Annotated in this window: 4 protein-coding genes; all 4 read right to left on the bottom strand. The window is 69.2% G+C overall.

Annotated elements, in window-relative coordinates:
• Positions 1–48 precede the first annotated feature (48 nt).
• Positions 49–735 carry a c-type cytochrome gene (locus F3J14_RS34130; RefSeq protein ID WP_166726655.1) on the bottom strand — a complete coding sequence of 229 codons (687 nt, stop codon included), beginning with the start codon at positions 733–735 and terminating at the stop codon, positions 49–51.
• 53 nt (positions 736–788) lie between these two features.
• On the bottom strand, positions 789–1,841 hold the full coding sequence (locus F3J14_RS34125) for a substrate-binding domain-containing protein (protein ID WP_166726654.1): 1,053 nt from the start codon (positions 1,839–1,841) through the stop codon (positions 789–791).
• An 8-nt stretch (positions 1,842–1,849) separates the two neighbouring features.
• On the bottom strand, positions 1,850–2,641 hold the full coding sequence (locus F3J14_RS34120; RefSeq protein WP_166726653.1) for a transcriptional initiation protein Tat: 792 nt from the start codon (positions 2,639–2,641) through the stop codon (positions 1,850–1,852).
• Between the two features lie 216 nt (positions 2,642–2,857).
• The coding region (locus F3J14_RS34115; RefSeq protein WP_247682352.1) for an MFS transporter at positions 2,858–3,620 on the bottom strand (763 nt) is incomplete at its 5' end.

Below are 3,620 nucleotides of genomic sequence, written 5' to 3'. Positions count from 1 at the left end.
TGCCGAGCAGCGCGGCGCGCGCGCCGCGGATCAGCTTCGTGCGGTCGATCATTGTTTTTCTCCGTGCGCGGCGCCGCCGCGCGCATAGTAGGCGGCCACCGCGTCGATGTCGGCGTCGGACAGCTTGCCGGCGATCATCGGCATCAACGCCATTGGGCCGGGCGCCCGCGTGCCGTGCTTCCAGCCGTTCAGTTGGGACGCGAGATACGCGGCCGGCTGGCCGGCGAGCGGCGGAAACGCGGCGCCCACGCCGAGGCCGCCCGCGCCGTGGCATTGCGCGCACGCGGGCAGGCCCTGCGACCAGCGTCCACGCGTCGCGAGCCATGCGCCGGTGTTGGCCGGATCGATCGACGTGGCGTCGGACGCGGTGATGGCCGGCGGCGCGGGCAGGCTCGCGAAATACGCGGACACCGCATCGCGATCGTGCGGCGACAGCTGTTTCGCGAGCGGCTGCATGACCGGGTTCTGACGGCTGCCGTCCGCGAACGCGGCGAGTTGCGCGGACAGGTAGCCTGCGTTCGTGCCGGCGAGACGCGGGAAGCCGGCGGCCGCGTTGCCTTCGCCGTTTGCACCGTGGCAGCCGATGCAGGCGGCCACGCCCGTCGTCGTGCCCTGGGTGGCGATCGTCTTGCCGAGCGCGATGTCGTCCGCGCGGGCGTGGCCGGCCAGCAGCGCGGCCGCGGCGAGCAGCAGCGGCGCGAACCGGCGTCGCGGTAGGTCGACCGAATCGTTCACGTGTCCCCTCCTTGTTGTCTGTCTTGTTGCTTGTTGCGCATGCGCTCGCGCAGTCAGCCCGCGTCGGGCCGGTCTTGCCGCGGCGCGAGATGTGGCGTCGGCGCCGTTGCGTCGTATTGCCCGAAGCCGTAGCGCGCGAAAATCCGGAATGCGTCCGGCGACCGGATGAACGCCAGCCATGCACGCGCGGCTTCCGGATGCGGCGCGTGCTTCACCATCGCGCCCGCATAGATTGCCGTCGTATTGTGCGCGGCCGGGATGTCGATGTGCATCAGCGGATGCCCGGCCTGTTCCTGGAATGCCGCTTCCGACTGCCACAGCACGCCGGCGTCCGCGCGGCCCTGCATCAGGAACAGTGCAGTTTCCCGATGATGGATGTGCGTGAGTTCGGTCGTGCCGGCGCGCACCTTGTCGTCGTAGACGGTGCGTGCGAGCGCATCGCCGCCGGCCTTCACGAGCGACGCGCGAATCTGCCGCGCGACGCCTTCGAATGCCGGGTTCGGCATCGCGAGCTGCACGTCGGGCCGCGCGAGATCGTTCAGCGACGCGATGTGCTTCGGGTTGCCGGCGCGCACCATGATCGTCAGCTGGTTCGTCACGTACGGCACGGCCGGGCCTTCGAGCGTGCCGTCCGCGATCAGATCCTCGATCTTGCCGAGTCCCGCGAAATACGCGTCGGGCTTGACCGTCCACGTCATGTTGCCCACGGTGATCGTGCCGCCCGCGTGAATCTGCTGCACGAGCAAGCCGGGCGGGATCGTTTCCCAGTAGATGCGCCCGCGGTATTCGGGATGATCGGCCTCGAACTTCGCGACGAGCGGCGCCATCGCGAAGAAGTAATTGCCGCCGACGTACAGGACGAGCTTCGGTGCGGTGAGGTCGCCATGGAAATCGGCGAGCACGTCGACCTGCGGCACCGTGAATTCGAGGCCGCGGTTCGTCGCGTCGTTGTTGCGGCCGTCCTGCCACGGCGGAAAGATGTTGGTGGAAGGGGCGGCCGGTGCGGCGAGCGACAGCGCCGACGTGCAGCAGAGCGCGGCCAGCGCCGCCTGCAGCGCCGTGCGCCACCCGCGTTGCAACGGAGCGCGCGTGCGGATCGATGTCATGGCGTGCCTCACTTCGCGTAGGTGAAACCGGCGTGCTGCAGTTCGGGCAGCGTGCCGACCACGCCCGGCGTGACGATTGCCGACGGAATCACATGGTTGGTCAGATCGGCGACGAGGGCGTCGAGCGGCAACTTGTCCGGATTTGCGCTCGCGCGGTCGAGCCGTTCGGCGAGTTCCCAGATCGCGTTGTGGCATGACAGGAACACGACGCCGCGCTGCTCGAGCGCGGCGATGCTGTTGTCATGCGACGAGAATGCGCCGTCGGCCAGTTCGTGGTCGTGTGCGTCTTTCGACTGCGCGGGTTTCGCGGCGAGCAGCGTGTTGGTCGCAAACGCGGCGCCCGCGAATTTGGCGAGGCCGTATTTGTCCCACGCGAGCTGGTCGAACAGCGCGAGATGCGCGGCGCCGTGCGTGGCCGACACGACGAGGAAGTCCGGATGACCGAACCCCCAGATCTGCGCGTTCAGCGCATTGCGCATCAGGTTCAGCCACGGGCCGCCGAGCTCGGTGTTGTCCCACACCTGCTTCGGGCCGCCGCGATAGCCGATCACTTCCATGAGCGCCGCGTGATCCCATTGATCGGGGCGCTCGACGATCATCGGCACCGTCTTGAAGTCGCGCCGTCTCGGCGCGGCTGCGAGGCGGCGGGTGAGCTCGGCGAGGTGCGTCGCGCCGCTGGCCAGCAGCGCGCCGGTTTCGGGTGTGGCCGCCTGGGCGACGCGCGCTGCGCCGAGCAGGGCGGTGCCGGCCGCGAGGCTGAGTGTCTTGAGCGCGCCGCGGCGCGCATGCCGGTCGGACATCGAACTCTCCCATATCGTTGTTGTGGGGGGCGTGATGCATCGCCATGCTGCCGGCGATGTGTCGCCATCGCGTAGCCAGTCTAGAGGCGCGCGATCGATACCGGAAATCGCGATATCGGATGGGAGATATTCGAGGGGGCGATGATTGGCGGAAACGACAAGGCCGCGCGGCGCCGGTTCATGCGGCGCCGCGCGGCCTTCGTCAGCCGTGCAAAGTCAGTGCACGGTGCGTTCGCGCAGCACGTTCGACGGCCGCACGTTGCGCACGAACACGCCGGCCAACACCGCGCCCGCGAGGGCGATCGCGCCGGCCAGCACGAACGCGGACGCGAACGAGCCGCTGCGCTCGACGATGAAGCCGGTCACGGCCGGCCCGATCACGCCCGACAGGCTGCCCATGCAATGCAGGAAGCCGCTGACGCCGCCGACGCGGGCCGGATGCACGACGTCCTGCACGATCGCCCAGTAGATCGCGCCCGTCACGTACAGGAAGAACAGCGACACCGACATCAGTGCGACCGCGCCCTGCGTCGACTGCACGGCGCCCGCGACGGCCACGCAAGCACCCGCGCCGAGCAGGCAGGTGACGAGCACGATCCGGCGCGACAGCAGCAGGTTGCCGGTGAGCCGGTACAGCGCATCCGAGATCGCGCCGCCGCACGCGAGCCCGACCGTGCCGACGAGCCAGGGCACGACGGTGGCGACGCTCATCTCCTTGATGTTCAGATGGTGCGCACGCACGAGGTAGCTCGGGAACCAGCTCAGGAAGAAGAACAGCACGTAGTTGTAGCTGAAGAACGCGGCGGCCGTCGCGATGATGCGCGGCTGGCGCACGTAGTGCGACAGCGTGTGCGCCGGCGTTGCGGCGGTGGCCGCGGGGGCGGGGGCGGGCGATGAGATCGGAAGAGCGTCGGGTAGGGGAAGAGGGGCGGCGTCGTGGGCGGTCGTGGTGGTGGGCGGAGTGGTCAAGAGAATATGC

The sequence above is a fragment of the Burkholderia sp. Tr-862 genome, from assembly GCF_011753085.1.
Taxonomy (GTDB): domain Bacteria; phylum Pseudomonadota; class Gammaproteobacteria; order Burkholderiales; family Burkholderiaceae; genus Burkholderia; species Burkholderia ambifaria.
The sequence above is the reverse complement of the archived record's forward strand: the minus strand, read 5'-3'. Positions and strand labels throughout refer to the sequence as shown.

Bases quoted from the DNA above. Each gene is read 5' to 3' on its own strand.
- F3J14_RS34125 (WP_166726654.1), bottom strand. From the start codon at position 1,841: ATGACATCGATCCGCACGCGCGCTCCGTTGCAACGCGGGTGGCGCACG.
- F3J14_RS34120 (WP_166726653.1), bottom strand. From the start codon at position 2,641: ATGTCCGACCGGCATGCGCGCCGCGGCGCGCTCAAGACACTCAGCCTC.